A 14435-nucleotide genomic window follows, 5' to 3' on the forward strand; every position below is an offset into this window, starting at 1 on the left:
CTTATTTATCAAATATGTCGCTATGAACGCACCATTAGCTTTGAACCAGTTGTTGGATGCTGAGGCGGGCTCCCCCCGTCTTCGCGAAATTCCCTACAACTACACCTCCTTTTCCGATCGAGAGATTGTGATTCGCCTATTGGGCGAGGAATCATGGCGTGTTCTCAATAACTTGCGTGGCGTTCGCCGTACAGGCCGTTCCGCTCGCATGTTATTTGAAATTCTGGGTGATATCTGGGTGGTGCAGCGCAATCCTTTTTTGCAAGATGATTTGCTGGACAGTCCCGACCGCCGCAAACAATTAATCGATGCTCTTTGGCATCGCTTGGGTGAAGTCAAGAAGCGTAATAGTGGCGATTCTGCTGACCAAGTAGAAATTCTATTAAGTGCCGCTTATCGCGCAATCGAAAATTTCGAAAACGGATTTAAAGAAGTTGAAGTGATTCGTAAGCGTGCCCGTAAGGAGTTAGGCCGCCACACTGCTGCAGACAATATTTGTTTTGATGGTGTGTCTCGTGCAGCTCACGTTACTGATGCAACAGACTGGCGTGTTGAGTTTCCACTCGTTGTTCTAAAGCCGGATTACGAATCTGAAATTCCCGGTTTGGTGAAAGCTTGTATTGAATTAGGGCTGACCATTATTCCTCGTGGAGGGGGTACTGGTTATACCGGTGGCGCTATTCCGCTGTATGCAATGTCTGCAGTAATTAACACAGAAAAGTTGCAAGATATTGGTGGTGTAAAAGCTAAAAAACTGCCAGGCTTAGATCGCGAAGTATCTACTATCTTTACTGGTGCAGGCGTTGTGACCCGTCGCGTATCTGATGCTGCAGAGCATGCTGGGCTTGTGTTTGCGGTTGATCCTACTTCTGCCGATGCAAGTTGTATTGGCGGCAATATTGCTATGAATGCGGGTGGTAAGAAAGCGGTTCTTTGGGGAACTGCTTTAGATAATCTGGCTAGCTGGCGCATGGTGGATCCGCAAGGCAATTGGTTGGACATCGAGCGTCTTGAACATAATATGGGCAAGATCCATGATGTGGCAACTGTCCGTTTTCAGCTCACTTGGTCTGATGGCAATAGCGAGCCTGGTCAACGCATTCTGAAAACAGAATTATTAGAAGTTGAAGGTAGACGTTTCCGCAAAGAAGGTTTAGGTAAAGACGTTACTGATAAATTTTTATCAGGTTTACCTGGTGTGCAAAAAGAAGGTTGTGATGGTTTGATTACTAGCGCAACTTGGGTATTACATCGTATGCCTAAATTTATGCGCACAGTTTGCTTGGAGTTTTTTGGTCAAGCGCGTGAAGCTATTCCAAGTATTGTAGAAATCAAGGCTTACTTGGATGGTTTAAGCAAGCAAGGCGGCCCAATCTTGGCCGGTCTCGAGCACTTAGACGATCGCTATTTAAGGGCGGTGGGTTACTCCACCAAATCAAAGCGCAATAGCCTGCCGAAGATGGTGTTGATTGGCGACATTGCTGGCGATGATGAAGAAGGTGTTGCTGCAGCTTCGAGTGAAGTAGTACGGATGGCGAACTTACGAGTTGGCGAAGGCTTTGTTGCAGTCAGCGCTGAAGCTCGTAAGAAATTCTGGCTTGATCGTGCCCGCACTGCTGCGATTGCCCGTCATACAAATGCTTTTAAGATTAATGAAGACGTCGTGATTCCTTTGCCACGTATGGGCGAGTACACCGACGGTATCGATCGCATCAATATTGAGCTCTCTCTTAAAAACAAGTTGCAAGTACTTGATGGTCTTGAGACTTTCTTGAAAAAGAGCGCATTACCGCTAGGTAAGAGTGATGCTGAGTATGAGATTCCTACAGCAGAAATCTTGGGAGATCGTGTTCAGCAAGCCTTAGAACTCATCGCCAAAGTCCGCGGGCGTTGGGCTGAGTGGCTCATTGAGATGGACTCTTATTTCCCGCGTCTGCAGGATTACAGTCTGCGCGCTTCATGGAAAGAGGAAGTGCGCTCTGAATTGCGCATCATCTTTGGTGGTTTGGCGTTTGAGCCGATTCTGGCCGAGCTAGAAGCAATTCACAAAAAGATTTTGCGTAAGCGTGTATTCGTAGCTTTGCACATGCATGCTGGCGACGGAAACGTTCACACCAATATTCCGGTCAATTCGGATGACTACGAGATGTTGCAAGATGCGCATCGTGCTGTAGATCGGATCATGAAATTAGCCCGATCATTAGACGGTGTGATTTCTGGTGAGCATGGCATTGGTATTACTAAATTAGAATATTTAACTGAAGCTGAACTCAAGGACTTCCGCAGCTATAAGAATCGCGTTGATCCAGAAGGCCGCTTTAATAAAGGCAAGTTGATGCCACATGCTGACCTGAGCATGGCCTACACGCCTAGCTTTGGTTTGATGGGCCATGAGTCGATCATCATGCAGCAAAGCGATATTGGTGCCATTGCCGATAGCGTAAAAGATTGTTTACGTTGCGGCAAATGTAAGCCTGTTTGTTCAACCCATGTACCACGTGCAAACTTGCTCTATAGCCCACGCGACAAAATCCTCGCAACATCACTTTTGATTGAAGCCTTCCTATATGAAGAGCAAACTCGACGTGGTGTTTCGATTCGCCATTGGGAAATGTTTGATGACGTCGCAGCGCATTGCACGGTTTGTCATAAGTGTTTAACTCCATGCCCGGTCAATATCGACTTTGGCGATGTGACCATGAACATGCGTAATCTTTTGCGTAAGATGGGGCAGCAGAGCTTTAATCCTGGCACTGCAGCATCCATGTTCTTCTTGAATGCCACCAGCCCAGAATCGATTAATCTCGCTCGCAAGACCATGATTGGTTGGGGTTATAAGTTACAGCGTTTGGGTAATGATGTCTTGCGCAAGTTTGCAAAACAACAAACTGCTCATCCGCCAGCAACGGTAGGAAAGCCGAGCGTTAAAGAGCAGGTGATTTTCTTTGTAAATAAGAAGATGCCTGGCAATCTTCCTAAGAAAACAGCGCGTGCTTTGTTGGATATTGAGGATGCAAACTACGTTCCCATTATTCGTGATCCTAAGACAACTTCTGCAGACACTGAGGCAGTGTTTTACTTCCCGGGTTGCGGATCTGAGCGTTTGTTCTCGCAAGTTGGGCTAGCTACTCAAGCCATGCTGTGGAATGTTGGCGTTCAAACGGTTCTGCCACCAGGCTATCTCTGTTGCGGCTACCCACAGCGTGGTAATGGCGACTTTGATAAAGCAGAGAAGATGATCACGGATAACCGTGTGTTATTCCATCGTGTTGCCAATACCCTCAATTACTTGGATATCAAGACCGTGGTTGTTTCTTGTGGCACTTGTTATGACCAGTTAGCGGGCTACCAGTTCGAACAGATTTTCCCTGGCTGCCGCATTATTGATATTCATGAGTTCCTGGCAGAGAAGGGCGTGAAGCTCTCTGGCGTAACAGGCGTGAAGTACATGTATCACGATCCTTGCCACTCCCCAATGAAGTTACAAGACCCTCTGAAGACGGTGAATGAGTTAATTCAGCTCGAAGATGGCAAAGCGATTGCGAAGAATGATCGTTGCTGCGGTGAATCTGGCACGTTGGCAGTCACACGTCCTGATATTTCTACTCAAGTGCGTTTCCGTAAACAGATTGAGATGGAAAAAGCAGCGACTGATTTGCGCAAAAACAACTTCACTGGTGAGGTCAAAGTATTAACTAGCTGTCCATCATGCTTACAAGGCTTGACACGTTTTGATGCAGATAGTGACACCACGGCCGATTACATCGTTGTTGAAATGGCTCAGAAGCTACTTGGTAAAGACTGGATGCAGGACTATGTAGCCAAGGCCAACCAAGGTGGTATTGAGAGGGTCCTCGTTTAATGATTCCGAGCAATATCGTTGTGCATCAACAGTCCAAGGTATTGGAGCTCTCATATGAGAACAGCAATACCTATCGTTTGCCTTTTGAATTGTTAAGGGTTTTATCTCCTTCCGCTGAAGTTCAGGGCCATGGGCCAGGGCAGGAAACATTACAGACGGGCAAGCGTGATGTTTTGATTGCTAACATTGAACCTGTAGGGCACTACGCACTCAAGCCCAGCTTTTCGGATGGTCATGACTCTGGCTTGTTTACCTGGGATTACTTATTGTTTCTGTGTGAGAACCAAGAGCAATTATGGAAAGAGCATTTAGATAAATTGGCCGCTGCTGGCTTAGACCGCGATACACCGATGACACAAGCAGGCAGTGCATCAGGCCATTCTTGTGGAAGTCACTAATGAGTAAAACGCACTTCGGGTATCAAAGTGTTGATGAAGCTGAAAAAGCCGGCAAGGTTGCCGAGGTTTTTCATTCGGTAGCCAGCAAGTACGACGTTATGAATGACCTGATGTCATTCGGCCTGCATCGGGTTTGGAAAAAAGTGACGATTGCTCGTGCAAATGTTCGTCCTGGCCAAAAGATCTTGGACATTGCTGGCGGAACTGGTGATCTCGCTGCGGCTTTTGCAAAAGCCGCTGATTGGGGGCGCAACCCAGATGCTCAAGTATGGTTAAGTGATATCAACGCTTCTATGTTGGGTGTGGGGCGTGACCGTCTATTGGATCGCGGTATGGCTTTGCCTTGCGTTCAGTTTGATGCCGAAAAAATTCCTTTTCCGAATAATCATTTTGACGTGGTGACCGTTGCTTTTGGTTTGCGTAACATGACACATAAAGAAATCGCTTTAGGTGAAATGTGCCGCGTAATCAAGCCAGGTGGCCGCGTTTTGGTTTTGGAATTCTCTAAGCCTGATGCCTTTTTGCAACCCGTTTATGACACTTATTCATTTAAGGTTTTGCCTTGGTTGGGCGAAAAGATTGCGCAAGACTCGGAAAGCTATCGCTATTTAGCTGAATCGATTCGTATGCATCCTGATGCAGAAACCCTCAAAGAAATGATGCTGGGGGTTGGTTTTGATGAAGTGGAAACCCACAGGATGACTGGGGGTATCGTTGCCTTACATATTGGTATTAAATACTAATAGTCGTATAGTTTTTAAAGTCTTAAAAACTAAAGAAGTTGAGTAGTTATTAGAAGGGGTAAATATAAAAATGAATAAACATTTTTTTAAAGCAGTTCTCTTGAGTTTTACTTTGATCATTGCAATGGTTGGTCAGGTTGATGCTGCTCGCTTAGGTGGCGGAAGAAGTCTTGGTCGTGCGCCAAGTGCACCAATGCAACGTCAGGCTGCTCCTGTGCAAAAGCCAGTTCAGCAAGCACAACCAACTGCTCCAACCCCAGCTCCTCAAGCACCTGCGCCTAGTCGTTTTGGCGGCATGGGTGGTATTTTGGGTGGCTTAGCAGCGGGCCTGGGGATTGGTTACCTCTTATCGCATTTTGGTTTAGGTGAAGCAGCTTCCTCATTGATTACTGGTTTGCTGATCGCAATGTTGGCTGGCTTTGTCATTATGTTTGTGATTCGTAGATTATTGCCAGCCATGTCTGGTGCTGGTCAAAACTCAAATGTGCCATCTCAAGGCATGCAGCGCAGTAATGTTGAGACTCCAAGACAGGAGCCCGCCTTTACTCCTGCTGCAAATGCATTCGGTGGGGTGAGTGCAGAGCCTGAGGTATTTCAGTCAACCTTGCCTCCTGGTTTCGATCAGCAAACGTTTTTGGAAAATGCAAAACAATATTTTGTCACTTTGCAAAAAGCTTGGGACCAAGGTGATCTTGCATCCTTACGTGAATTTACAACTCCCGATATGTTTGCCACGATTCAGCAAGATTTAGCTGGTAGAACTGATGGCAGCAATCAAACAGATGTCGTGACCATTAATGCTCAGCTCTTAGGGGTTGAGACGGCGGATGCCCATTATTTCTGTAGCGTTCAGTTCAGCGGCATGATTCGTGAGCAGCAGGGCGCTCCAGCGAGCGACTTCTCCGAAATCTGGAATTTGAGCAAGCCTGTGGAAGGTCCTGGCGGCTGGGTACTGGCGGGCATCTCCCAGTTGGTTTAAGCTTTAGGTACTTTCCGTCGGAAAACCCGCACTAGTGCGGGTTTTTTACACTCATGAACAGACATTTTTTGACTACCCATACGATTGCTTCTGGCGCAGCCTGCCGGGGGATTAATCACGTATTGGGTAGCGAGCCTTGGGCGTCTGCAGAATTAGTTCGTCATGCCAACAAAACAATATTGCTACAACTACCGCTTGGTAATCTGTGTTTTGAGATCAAGCCAGATGGTTTATTGGCTAGCTTAAAAGAGATTGAGGCACCTTCGCTCACTTTGGAGGTGTCTGCCAAGGCATTGAGCGACTTGGCAGGTAGTACTGGTTCTTTGCGAGAGCAAGCTTTTAAAGCGGTCAAAATTACTGGTGATGCAGACTTAGCCCAATTATTGGGTCGTCTTGCTGGGCAGTTGCGCTGGGAATACGAGGAAGATTTGGCTCAGCTCGTTGGTGATGCACCTGCAAATTTTGCCGTAAGACAGGGTAAAAAGTTTGTATCTGCCACGCGTTCTGCCGCAAGTGATTTACTGGACAATGTAGTGGAGTATGTCAGCGAAGAAAAGAAAGTGCTTTTAAATAAACGAGATTTTATGGTTCGTAAATCCGAATTAAGTGATTTACGCGAGTCTGTAGATCGTATGGAAAAACGTATTCAACTATTAGAGCAAAAGGCTAAATAAATCGTGCGTCGAATTGCTCGTCTCTTTTTCATTTTCTTTACCGCATGGCGTTATGGTTTATTGCCACTACTTCGCGATCTTCTAAAGCCGGGCATTCGTCGCGGATTTTTAACCATGCTTTGCTGGATGTCTCCAGGCAGTCATTTGCCTAGAGGCGAGCGTATTCGATTAACGCTCGAGGCACTAGGCCCTATTTTTGTTAAGTTTGGTCAAGTGCTCTCTACACGTCGCGATTTATTGCCAGAAGATATTGCCAATGAGTTGGCTAAATTACAAGATCAGGTACCACCATTTTCAAACGAAGAATCGCGTCGTTTGATTGAAGCAGATCTAGGCCAACCAATTGAAGAAGTATTTATTAGTTTTGATGCAACGCCTGTTGCTAGCGCTTCAGTGGCGCAGGTGCACTTCGGAGTCTTGCGTGGCACAGATAAACATCCTGAATGGGAGGGTCGTTCAGTAGCTATTAAGGTCTTGCGCCCCGGCATTCTGCCGGTGATTGAGGGTGACCTGGCCTTGATGTACGACCTAGCTAAGGTGATTGAAAAAAGCTCCGAAGATGGCCGTCGTTTAAAGCCGCGTGAGAACGTTTCGGAGTTTGATACTTATTTGCATGATGAGCTTGATCTCATGCGCGAGGCCGCTAATGCGAGTCAGCTACGTAGGCAATTCGCGGATTCCAATAAGTTAATGATTCCGGAGATGTACTGGGATTTATGTCACACCAATGTGATTGTCATGGAGAGGATGTATGGCATCTCGATTGGTAAGACGGCGGCACTCAGAGAGGCAGGCGTTGACTTTAAGAAGTTGGCTTCAGATGGCGTAGAAATATTCTTTACCCAAGTGTTTGAGTATGGTTTCTTCCATGCGGATATGCATCCCGGCAACATCATGATTAGCTTAGAGCCAGAAACATTTGGCCGCTTTATTTCTCTAGATTTCGGTATCGTTGGCGCATTAAGCGAATCTGATAAAAATTATTTAGCCTTGAATTTCTTGGCATTCTTTAATCGCGATTACCGTCGCGTTGCTGAGTTACATATCGAATCAGGTTGGGTCCCGGCTAATACTCGCGTTGAAGAATTAGAGGGTGCTGTACGTTCTGTTTGCGAGCCGTATTTCGATCGTCCTCTGAAAGAAATTTCTTTGGGCATTGTACTGATGCGTTTGTTCCAGACCTCCCGTCGCTTTAAGGTAGAAATTCAGCCGCAACTCACTTTGCTACAAAAAACCCTCCTGAATGTCGAAGGTCTGGCCCGTCAATTGGATCCTGACCTGGACCTTTGGAAAACGGCTAAGCCGATTCTGGAAAAATGGGTAAGCAAGCAGTTAGGGTGGCGCGGTCTCATTGATGGCATCAAGGAAGAGGCGCCTACTTGGGCCAAAATTCTGCCAACATTGCCCCGTTTGATCGCCAATAGCCTAGCGCAGGCCCATTCCCCTATAAAAGACCAGAATGGCGAATTAGAGGTCTTAAAGGCCCTTTTGTTACAAGAAAGGCGTACCCATCGCCTTTTGGCGGGGGCTTTACTCTTTGCCGGCGGGTTTTTGACCGGAATTTTGATCATCAGCCTAGGCATTTATTAGTCTCTCGCTGATTGGTTGCTAAACCGCTAAAATAGTGGGTTAGGCGAAACACATGAAAAAATACTTTATTGCTGGCATCCTCGTTTGGGCACCATTGTCGATCACCATTTGGGTGATTGCTTGGGGCTTAGGTCTGCTCGACGGCGTTTTTGGTTCTGTAATGCACGCCATTATTGTGGTGCTCCCTGAAGATGCTGCGAGAGATCTACAGCATTTCCGCGATCTCCCAGGCGTTGGAATATTGATTGTGATTGTGGTCATCCTGCTCACTGGATTGACTGCGATTAATTTTGCGGGGCAGTGGTGGTTAAAGGTCTGGGATAAATTTGTTAATCGCATACCGATTGTTCGCTCAATTTATTCCAGCGTTCAGCAAGTCTCATCCACTTTATTTTCTGGAAGTGGACAGGCTTTTAGCAAAGCCTTGTTAATTCGCTATCCCCATGCGGATTCTTGGGTAATCGCTTTTCAAACTGGTATCCCAGCAAAAGAAGTGACTGCCAAATTAGGTGAAGACTACGTCAACGTATTTCTGCCTACAACCCCAAATCCAACCTCTGGTTTTTTCATGATCGTGCCCCGTGCACAAACGATTGAACTAGAGATGAGTGTGGAAGAGGCTCTGAAACATATTGTTTCAATGGGCTCTGTTCCTCCCAATAGTTCTAGTGGTTTAACTGCATCCCAGTTGCCACGCCATTTTTGATTTATAGGAAATTGTTATGTCAATGCGAAGCAATACCTGCGGCCAGGTAACCGATTCACTGATTGGTCAAGAAGTCACTCTTGCTGGATGGGTTAATCGCCGTCGTGACCACGGAGGCGTTATCTTTATTGACTTGCGTGACCGCGAAGGTTTTGTACAGGTTGTTTGCGATCCTGATCGCCCAGAAATGTTTGCTCTTGCTGAGCAAGTTCGTAGCGAGTTTTGTATACAGATTAAAGGTCTTGTACGTGCACGTCCTGCCGGCACTGAGAACACAGATTTAGTTAGTGGAAAAGTAGAGATCCTCTGCCATAGCTTGGTGATTCTGAATGCTTCTGTAACTCCGCCATTCCAGATTGATGATGAGAATTTGTCAGAGACTACTCGATTGACTCATCGTGTATTAGATTTGCGTCGCCCACAAATGCAAAAGAATTTACGTTTGCGTTACAACGTGGCGATGGAGTGTCGTCGTTATTTAGATGATGCTGGCTTTATCGATATCGAAACACCGATGTTGACTAAGAGCACCCCAGAAGGCGCGCGTGATTATTTGGTGCCTTCCCGTGTTCATGATGGCCAGTTTTTCGCATTGCCGCAATCTCCTCAGTTATTTAAACAGTTATTGATGGTGGCTGGATTTGATCGTTACTATCAAATTACCAAGTGTTTCCGTGACGAAGATTTGCGTGCTGATCGTCAACCTGAATTTACTCAGATCGACTGTGAAACTGCTTTCTTAAGTGAGTTGGAAATTCGTGATTTATTTGAAAACATGATTCGTCATATTTTCAAGAAGACGATGAATGTTGAGTTGCCTAATCCATTCCCGACCATGCCTTACTCAGAGGGTATGGCGCGTTTTGGCTCCGATAAGCCAGATTTGCGTGTGAACTTTGAATTCACCGAATTGACCGATTTAATGAAAGACGTTGATTTCAAGGTGTTCTCAGGTGCCGCCAATCAAGTTGGTGGGCGAGTAGTGGGTTTGTGCGTACCTGGCGGCGCTGAAATTAGCCGTAGCGAAATCGATGACTACACTCAGTTCGTCAGTATTTATGGCGCTAAAGGCTTGGCTTGGATCAAGGTCAATGCTGTTGCTGAAGGCCGCAATGGCTTGCAGTCACCAATCGTGAAGAATTTGCATGATGCAGCGATCGAGGGCATCTTGAAGCGCACCGGTGCAAAAGATGGCGACATTATTTTCTTCGGTGCCGATAAAGAAAAAGTAGTAAACGATGCGATTGGTAATTTACGTTTACGTATTGGCCAATCTGCTTGGGGTAAAGCGCATGGTCTCTTTACCGAAGGTTGGAAGCCGTTGTGGGTAGTTGATTTCCCAATGTTTGACTACGATGAAGGCGAAGCCCGTTGGGTTGCTTGTCATCATCCGTTTACCAGCCCTAAAGATGAGCATATGAAGTATCTGGAGTCTGATCCAGGTAAGTGCTTAGCTAAAGCGTATGACATGGTGTTGAATGGTAGTGAAATTGGTGGCGGCTCAGTCCGTATTCACCAAGAGGCGGTTCAAAGCCAGGTATTCCGTGCATTGAAAATTGATGCAGAAGAAGCTCAAGCCAAATTTGGCTTTTTGTTAGATGCACTTCAGTATGGCGCCCCTCCTCACGGCGGTATTGCGTTCGGCCTGGATCGCATCGTAACAATGATGACTGGTGCAGAATCCATTCGTGATGTGATTGCTTTCCCTAAAACACAACGTGCTCAGTGCTTGTTAACTCAGGCCCCAAGCCCGGTAGACGAGCGTCAGCTGCGTGAATTGCATATCCGTTTGCGTCAAGCTACCCCAGCCGCATAAAGCAACCTCAGTAATTCCATCTTGAAAATCCCTATTTCGGTTTTAGTCGTCATCTACAAATTGAATAGGGATGTTTTATTGATAGAGCGTGCTGACCGCTCGGGTTTTTGGCAATCCGTCACCGGTAGTCTCGATGCTCTCGATGAGAATCTAGCCTTTGCAGCTACCCGAGAAGTGTTTGAAGAGACGGGCATTGCAGTGGATCACCTACCAAAAGATGCATTGCAAAACATGCATCATCAAATCGAGTATGAAATCTATCCTGAATGGCGCTTTCGCTATGCTCCGGGGGTTACTAGTAATATCGAACATTGGTTTGCACTGCAAGTGCCTGATGACACACAAGTTAAGCTGTCACCAAGAGAGCACGTAGCTTACGAGTGGTTACCGTTTGTAGAGGCCGCTAAAAAATGTTTCTCCCCTAGCAATGGAGAGGCTATTCTCAAAGTATTCTCAGAGAAGAAGGAATAAGATAGAGCGATGAGACATTCATCGGGACATCATCACGGTAGCGCAGATTCCAAGCCTTCACAGGGAAGCGATTGGAAGGTCATTCGCGATTTAATTCCCTACCTACTGGAATACAAATTTAGAGTTGCGATTGCTCTAGCTTGCTTGGTTGCTGCTAAGGTTACCAATCTAGGCATCCCTATTTTGCTGAAGCGTTTAATTGATGATTTAGACATCAAGCCAGACTCCCCACAAGTTTTGCTTGTAGTTCCAGTAGCGCTCATTGTGGCGTATGGGCTTCTTCGAATGGCTGCTTCCTTGTTTGCTGAATTACGCGAGTTTCTCTTTGCTAGAGTGACCCAAAATGCTGTTCGTAAAGTGGCTCTTCAAGTCTTCGAACATTTACATGCCTTAGCACTGAGCTTTCATCTAGCTCGTCAAACCGGAGGTGTTAGTCGGGACATTGAGCGTGGCACTCGTGGCATTCAATCACTGATTGCTTATTCGCTATATAGCATCCTACCAACGCTTGTTGAGTTCATTTTGGTATTGGGCTATTTAGCTTACTCATATGATATTTGGTTTGCAGCAATTACCTTATGCGCCTTAGTTTTCTATATTGTATTTACTGTGGTGGTAACAGAGTGGCGCACCCATTTTCGCAAGACTATGAATGAAATGGATTCAAGGGCGAATCAGAAAGCAATTGATTCTTTATTAAATTTTGAGACTGTAAAGTATTTTGGTAATGAGGCCTTTGAAGCTAGTCGTTACGATAAAAACTTAGTACGCTATCAGGCCGCTGCCATTAAGTCGCAAAAATCTTTAGCTGTTCTTAATTTTGGACAGCAAACCATCATCGCTATTGGCCTAGTCTTAATTTTATGGCGCGCTACGCTTGGTGTAGTGGATGGCACCATGACTCTTGGCGACCTTGTGCTAGTTAATACTTTAATGATCCAGTTGTATATTCCACTCAATTTTTTGGGTGTGATTTATCGCGAGATCAAGCAGTCTCTAACAGATATGGAGCGCATGTTCTCTTTACTGAATACCGATAAAGAAATTGCAGACTCACCAAATGCTAAGCTACTACATATTGAAAACTATGGCCATGGTCCTGATGTTCGTTTTGAGCATGTATCGTTTCACTATGAAGCTAAGCGTGAAATTCTTCATGATGTGAGTTTTGCTATTCCAGCAGGAACAATCACTGCAGTGGTTGGGCAAAGTGGAGCGGGTAAGAGCACTTTGGCAAGATTATTATTTCGTTTTTACGATGTTCAATCAGGCAAGATTCTGATTGATGGACAAAATATTCAAGATGTTACGCAGGCCAGTTTACGCAAGGCAATTGGGATCGTGCCGCAAGATACAGTGCTATTTAATGACACGATTGGCTATAACATTGCCTATGGAGATCCCTCTGCGAGCATTGAGGGTGTACATGAGGCTGCTAGGGCGGCACAGATCGACAGCTTTATTAAACGTTTGCCAGATGGTTATGACACCCAAGTCGGCGAGAGGGGTTTAAAGCTATCTGGTGGAGAGAAACAACGGGTAGCTATAGCTAGAACCCTTCTCAAGAGGCCTGCTATGCTCATCTTTGATGAGGCTACTTCAGCCTTAGACTCTAAAACCGAGCGCGCTTTCCAGGAGGAGCTGCTGACTTTGGCTAAGAACCGTACAACACTTATCATTGCCCATCGTCTTTCAACCATCGTTCATGCTGATCAGATCTTAGTAATGGATCATGGGCAAATTGTGGAGCGTGGAACCCATGAGGAGCTACTTTCAGTTAAAGGTAAATATACAGAAATGTGGCAAATGCAAGAACGTGCTGCTCTTGATTAGAATAGCTGGATGATCCAAAATATTTCCTCAACTTCTATGGCGGCAAACAAAGACGCGATCCTTAAAAATGCTTTTGCAACTGCTGTCGCTGTTGCTGATCCGCAGGTGATTGTTCCACAATATTTAGCTAAGATATTTCCAGCTGGACAAGGGCCACGGGGAAGATGTCTAGTGGTCGGCGCTGGGAAAGCTAGTGCTTCGATGGCGAGTGCTTTAGAAGCTTATGCAAAAGTGCATTGGCCAGAAGTGACATTAGAAGGTGTAGTGCTGACACGTTATGGTCATAACTCACCAACGTCCCAAATCAAAATTATTGAAGCTGGACATCCGGTGCCTGATCAAGCTGGTATGGACGGAGCAAAAGAGATTTTTGCGCTCACGAATCAACTTTCGCAAGGTGATGTATTGATCGCCTTAGTGTCTGGGGGTGGCTCAAGCCTGCTCACTCTACCGCAAGCAGGTATCTCGATTGAGGATATGCGCAAGACCACAGAAGCGTTGCTACGTAGTGGTGCCCCTATTGAGGAGATGAATGTGGTACGTAAGCATTTGTCTGCAATCTTAGGTGGTAACTTAGCTAGGGCAGCCATTTCGCGTGGTGCACGAGTAGAGGCCTTATTAATTTCTGATGTCACAGGCGATTCACCAGCAGATATTGCTAGTGGCCCATGTGCTGCTGACTACTCCACGTATTTAGATGCACTCAATATTTTGCAAAAATATGACTTAGATGCATCTTCCATTCCTGCATCAGTATTAAATCATCTCAAGCAAGGCCTAGTTGGAGAAAAGCCAGAGACTTTGAAAGATTCTGATTTAATCTCCGCTCAAGTGGCCAACCATGTGATTGCAACTGCCTATAAAAGTTTAGAGGCTGCCGCTGACTATGTTCGTACACAAGGCTATGAGCCAATCGTTTTGGGTGACACGATTACTGGTGAAGCCCAAGAGGTTGGAATTGAGCAGGCTGTTTTAGTTCGTGATCATGTGTCAAGGGGATTTGATAAACCGCTTGCTCTGATTTCTGGTGGCGAGTGTACAGTGACTATTCCAGCCGGTGTTAAGGGTCGTGGTGGTCGCTGTAGCGAATATCTGCTCTCTCTTTTTGCTGCCTCTAAAGACCTCCCTCAATTAGCTGCATTGGCAGCGGATACCGATGGCATTGATGGCAGCGAAAAGAATGCTGGAGCCTGGTTTGATGGCGCCGTTCGCCAAGCTAGCCAGACTGCAGGTCTGCTTCCAGAGAAATTCTTATCAACACATGATTGTTATGGCTTCTTTGCAGAATTAGGCGCTTTAGTGGAAACTGGACCTACACTTACCAATGTGAATGATTTCCGCATCATCTTGCTCGATAAATAAT

The 14435-nt window shown here is 46.0% G+C and carries 11 protein-coding genes; all 11 read left to right on the plus strand.

The genetic code is table 11. The annotated features are described in order from the left end of the window. Positions 1 to 22 precede the first annotated feature (22 nt). The 11 genes from ICE89_RS09380 (at position 23) to ICE89_RS09430 (ending at position 14434) form a co-directional block, all read left to right on the plus strand. On the plus strand, positions 23 to 3862 hold the full coding sequence (locus ICE89_RS09380; RefSeq protein WP_216265688.1) for an FAD/FMN-binding oxidoreductase: 3840 nt from the start codon (positions 23 to 25) through the stop codon (positions 3860 to 3862). Continuing rightward, entirely contained in the window at positions 3862 to 4260 is a 399-nt protein-coding gene (locus tag ICE89_RS09385) for a gamma-butyrobetaine hydroxylase-like domain-containing protein (RefSeq protein ID WP_216265689.1), read from the plus strand. Before ICE89_RS09380 ends, ICE89_RS09385 begins: the two co-directional genes overlap by 1 nt. Further along, positions 4260 to 5003, plus strand: coding sequence for a bifunctional demethylmenaquinone methyltransferase/2-methoxy-6-polyprenyl-1,4-benzoquinol methylase UbiE (ubiE, locus tag ICE89_RS09390; protein ID WP_072582714.1), 744 nt, complete (start codon positions 4260 to 4262; stop codon positions 5001 to 5003). The genes ICE89_RS09385 and ubiE overlap by 1 nt, the downstream gene beginning before the upstream one ends. 70 nt (positions 5004 to 5073) lie before the next feature. Continuing rightward, complete coding sequence (locus ICE89_RS09395) at positions 5074 to 5982, plus strand: Tim44 domain-containing protein (protein ID WP_216265690.1); 909 nt, start codon at positions 5074 to 5076, stop codon at positions 5980 to 5982. Between the two features lie 53 nt (positions 5983 to 6035). Then, positions 6036 to 6656 carry an SCP2 domain-containing protein gene (locus ICE89_RS09400; protein ID WP_216265691.1) on the plus strand — a complete coding sequence of 207 codons (621 nt, stop codon included), beginning with the start codon at positions 6036 to 6038 and terminating at the stop codon, positions 6654 to 6656. Positions 6657 to 6659: 3 nt separating this feature from the next. Continuing rightward, on the plus strand, positions 6660 to 8246 hold the full coding sequence (ubiB, locus tag ICE89_RS09405) for a ubiquinone biosynthesis regulatory protein kinase UbiB (protein WP_216265692.1): 1587 nt from the start codon (positions 6660 to 6662) through the stop codon (positions 8244 to 8246). 52 nt (positions 8247 to 8298) lie between these two features. Further along, complete coding sequence (locus ICE89_RS09410; protein ID WP_215358654.1) at positions 8299 to 8952, plus strand: DUF502 domain-containing protein; 654 nt, start codon at positions 8299 to 8301, stop codon at positions 8950 to 8952. A gap of 16 nt (positions 8953 to 8968) precedes the next feature. Continuing rightward, positions 8969 to 10768 carry an aspartate--tRNA ligase gene (gene aspS, locus ICE89_RS09415; protein WP_216265693.1) on the plus strand — a complete coding sequence of 600 codons (1800 nt, stop codon included), beginning with the start codon at positions 8969 to 8971 and terminating at the stop codon, positions 10766 to 10768. Positions 10769 to 10789: 21 nt separating this feature from the next. Continuing rightward, entirely contained in the window at positions 10790 to 11239 is a 450-nt protein-coding gene (gene nudB, locus ICE89_RS09420) for a dihydroneopterin triphosphate diphosphatase (RefSeq protein ID WP_216262798.1), read from the plus strand. A gap of 9 nt (positions 11240 to 11248) precedes the next feature. Further along, complete coding sequence (locus ICE89_RS09425; protein ID WP_216262797.1) at positions 11249 to 13072, plus strand: ABC transporter ATP-binding protein/permease; 1824 nt, start codon at positions 11249 to 11251, stop codon at positions 13070 to 13072. Between the two features lie 9 nt (positions 13073 to 13081). Continuing rightward, complete coding sequence (locus ICE89_RS09430) at positions 13082 to 14434, plus strand: glycerate kinase (protein ID WP_216262796.1); 1353 nt, start codon at positions 13082 to 13084, stop codon at positions 14432 to 14434. The last annotated feature ends 1 nt before the right edge of the window (position 14435 follow it).

The sequence above is a fragment of the Polynucleobacter sp. AP-Kaivos-20-H2 genome (assembly GCF_018882215.1).
In the GTDB taxonomy this organism is placed as follows: Bacteria; Pseudomonadota; Gammaproteobacteria; order Burkholderiales; family Burkholderiaceae; genus Polynucleobacter.